This window comes from Promineifilum sp. (SeqCode) (assembly GCF_041918635.1).
Classification (GTDB): domain Bacteria; phylum Chloroflexota; class Anaerolineae; order Promineifilales; family Promineifilaceae; genus Promineifilum.
Map to the genome: position 1 here is coordinate 1 of NZ_JAYRVJ010000114.1, position 3210 is coordinate 3210.

The following is a 3210-nucleotide window of genomic DNA, read 5'->3' on the forward strand; positions in this document are numbered from 1 at the left end:
AAGCCCTGGGCCAGCAGGAAGGGCGCGAAGGCCAGCAGCGCCGCCGGCACGCCGTAGAGAATCGTCAGCAGCAGGCTGATCCAGCCGCCCCCAGCGGTGGTCATGCGCCGCGGATCGACCCAGCCCAGGTTGGCGTAGCGGAAGCCAGTCGAGACGTTGGCCGTCATCCACCCCCAGCCGATCAGCAGCCCGACGATGAGCGCGTAGGGCAGCCAGGCCAGGCTGAAGCGCACCAGGAACCAGCCGCCGGCCAGCAGCAGGGCATAGAGGATGGCGTAGGGAAGCATGACGCTCCACGTCTTGGCCCGCCACACCTCGCGCGGGGCCAGCGGCGCGGCCTTCAGCAGCGAGAAGGAGCCGCCCTCCAGCGCCAGTGCGCTGCTGGCGGGGGTCATGAAGATGACCACGGCCATGAACAGCACCCAGGCGGCGATAAGCGCGCCGGGACTGAAAGCCGCGCCAAACATAGACCAGCGGCCGGGCAGGTCGTTCAACTCGCCCGATTGGGCCAGGGACATCATGCCCTGCTCGCCGCCGCTCCCGCCGCGAAAGAGAGAGAGGAAGACGACGACGAGCATGATCACCGCCCCGCCCAGCAGGCTGACCAGCTGCCGCGGGTCGCGCAGGCGCAGCAGCCAATCCTTGACGCCCAGGGCCACCGGCAGCGAGCGCCCGCCAAACACCGCGTCCGACTCCTCCAGCCCGCGCCGCTTGCCGCCTGCGCTCTGCGTGCGCAGCCAGCCGGACAGGTAGAGCCGGTCGGAGCCGACGGCCACGGCCAGGAACAGCCCGGCCGTCAGCAACAGGTAGGCCAGCAGTCCCAGCAGACCGATAGCGCTGGCCGTGCCCGCGTCCAGTTCCATCAGGCCGCGCGCCGCCCAGAATTGGGGCAGCGGCAGCCGCTCCAGCATGGCAGCGAGGCTGCTCAGGCCGGCGACGGTGGCCTCGGCCGACTCCTCGTCGTTAATGAAGAAGCGCGGGAACTGGAAGGCGATAGCGATCAGAATGCCCAACAGGGCATAGGATGCGGCCAGCATCTCGTTCAGCCGCTTGGCCGGCAGCAGCCGGGCCAGCAGCATGGCCAGCAGCGCGCCGACGGCCAGCCCAAATAGCGGCGCGACCAGCAGCAGCACCATGCCCAACAGGTAATAGATCGGCCCCGCGCCGATGCCCACGCCATAGGCGACGAAGGCCGGCGTGGCGACCACCAGCAGGATGAGGATGTGGCTCGGCAAGCGGCTGAGCAGCTTGGCGACGAGCACCGAGCGCAACCGCACCGGGGCCACGACCAGCCGATCCAGGTCGCCGCTTAGATAGAGCGCCTTCACCGCCTGGCCCAATCCGGTGAAGAGGACGCTGACCAGGAGGAAGGTCAGGATGAGGCCGGGCATGATCCAGTTGCTCAGCTGGACGGATAGCTCCGGGTTGATCAGCAACGACGCGCCCCAGCCGACGAAGCCGGAGAAGACGCCGAGGACCAGCAGGCCAAGCCCCCCGAAGAACATAGCCACATAGCGCCAGCGCGAGCCGCCGGTCGCCTCGCGCCGGTCAATCGTCCAGTAGGTGCGCATGAGCAGCAACGTGTCAGCCCACATCTTCCAACTCCTTGATCATCTCGTCCACGTCGCGGCCGCCGGTCAATTCCAGGAAGATGTCTTCCAACGACTGGTCGCCGCGCATCCGGCGCAACTCGTCCACCTGGGCGTCAGCGATGATGGCCCCCTTGTTGATGATGATGACGCGGTCGCACATCGTCTGGGCGATCTCCAGGATGTGGGTGGAGAAGAAGATGGCCCGGCCGCGGTCGCGGTTGCGGATCATCAGGTCTTTGATGAGCCGGGCGGAGCGCGGGTCGAGCCCGACGGTCGGCTCATCCATGAAGACGATCTGCGGGTCGTGGAGGAAGGCGCCGATGATGGCCACCTTCTGCTGCATGCCGTGGCTGAAGGTGTCGAGGTGGTTGCCGGCCACGTCGGTCAGCTCGAACAGATCGAGCAGTGGACGCATGCGCTCCTCGACTTGCGCCGGCGGCACGCGGTAGAGCTGGCCGACGAAGCGCAGGTATTCACTGGCCTTCAGTTTGCCGTAGAGGTTGGGCGTGTCGGGCACGTAGCCGATGCGAGCCTTGGCCTCCAGCGGGGCGGCGGTGATGTCGTGGCCGGCCACGCGGGCCGTGCCGGAGGTGGGGGCCAGCAGGCCGGTGATCATCTTGATGGTCGTCGTCTTGCCCGCGCCGTTGGGGCCGAGGAAACCGACGATCTCGCCGGGCTGGAGGGTGAAGGTGGCGTCGTTGACGGCCACAAAATCGCCAAAGGTGCGCGTCAGATGGAGCGCTTCGAGGACGGGTTCGGGCATTGCTATAACTCCAGAGGAGAATAATGTGCGGAGATTGTACCCGAAATGTCACCGAAGGGGGAATAGGACGCTGATGGACGCCGATTTTGAAGCTGATTCACGCGGATCGTTGTGAGCGGCCGCGAGAATCCGCGTTCAATCAGTGTCCATCAGCGTCCCATTCTTCCTACTCGAGGACCACCAGGGGGCAGCCGGGCGCGTCCAGATCGGGGAAGTCGCCGGCCGGCACGTCAATGCACTGGTCTATCTCGTCAACGAAGCCATCGCCGTCGCTGTCGCGCGGGCAGCCTGACCGCTGCGGGTCGGGAATCTCGCCGGCTGGCACGTCAATGCACTGGTCTATCTCGTCAGTGAAGGTATCGCCATCAGTGTCGCGCGGGCAGCCGGGCCGCTGTGGGTCGGGTATCTCGCCGGCGGGCACGTCCGGGCAAACGTCGGCCACGTTGGGCACGCCGTCGCCGTCGCTGTCAAGCGGGCAGCCGGGCCGGGACGTGTCGGGGAGCTTGCCGGCCGGCTGCTGGTCGCACTCATCTTCTTCATCGATCCAGCCGTCGCCATCGCTGTCGAGCGGGCAGCCGAGCTTTTCGGGGTCGGGAATGTTCCCCATCGACTGTTCATCGCACTCATCGGTCTCGTCGGGCACGCCATCTTCGTCTGAGTCCTGCGGGCAGCCGGGCCAATAGGGGTTGGGAATGGCCCCGGCCGGTTCTTCAGCGCACTCATCAATCCCGTTCGGCACGCGGTCGCCATCCGTGTCCAGCGCGCAGCCGGGCCGTTCGGGATCCTCAATGGCCCCCTTCACCAGTCCCACGCACTGTATGCCCATCAGGGGGCAGCCGGGGTGGTCGGGGTCGG

The 3210-nt window shown here is 67.0% G+C and carries 3 protein-coding genes; all 3 read right to left on the minus strand.

Annotated elements, in window-relative coordinates:
• Window positions 1–1595: hypothetical protein (locus ACE3UY_RS03815; RefSeq protein ID WP_374686227.1), on the minus strand; the 1595-nt coding region annotated here is incomplete at its 3' end.
• The gene (locus tag ACE3UY_RS03820) at window positions 1585–2355 is read right to left on the minus strand and encodes an ABC transporter ATP-binding protein (protein ID WP_374686228.1); all 771 of its coding nucleotides are present in this window, start codon (window positions 2353–2355) and stop codon (window positions 1585–1587) included. The genes ACE3UY_RS03820 and ACE3UY_RS03815, both read right to left, overlap by 11 nt.
• Window positions 2356–2521: 166 nt before the next feature.
• Window positions 2522–3210, minus strand: a 689-nt coding sequence (locus tag ACE3UY_RS03825) for a thrombospondin type 3 repeat-containing protein (RefSeq protein ID WP_374686229.1), incomplete at its 5' end; no start/stop codon positions are given.